We start from the raw sequence: 392 nt of genomic DNA on the forward strand, positions 1-392 counted from the left end.
CCATCATTAAATGAATCCTCAGTAAAAGCAACTTTAGCGGTCCATTGTTCACCTGTTGAACTTTCAAAATCACCTCCAAATCTATAGGTAAATACAAGATTATCCAATAAATTATAATCTAATTGTGCCTTCCCAAAAAATTTGTATTTTTTTTGAGTTGCTCCATTCTCATTTAATGCCCAATAAGGATTTAATCCATATGGTGTGAAATAGTTATCCAAAGAATTAAATTTATTTTTATAATCTTTAAGATCTACGATTGAAATATTATTTGCAATCTCAAATAAACTCCTATAGGCAGAACTTCCTTGTCCCATTGGAACAGCATTAGTTTTTTCTGTCGAAAAGTTAATCGAAGTGGAAACCTTTAACTTTTCTGTCTTATGACTTGC

General features: G+C 30.6%; 1 protein-coding gene. It reads right to left on the reverse strand.

What is annotated here, in order from left to right; translation table 11 throughout:
• Window positions 1-392, reverse strand: a 392-nt coding sequence (locus OM075_RS26720; protein ID WP_301193409.1) for a hypothetical protein, incomplete at both ends; no start/stop codon positions are given.

Source organism: Plebeiibacterium sediminum, assembly GCF_026013605.1.
Taxonomy (GTDB): domain Bacteria; phylum Bacteroidota; class Bacteroidia; order Bacteroidales; family Marinilabiliaceae; genus Saccharicrinis; species Saccharicrinis sediminus.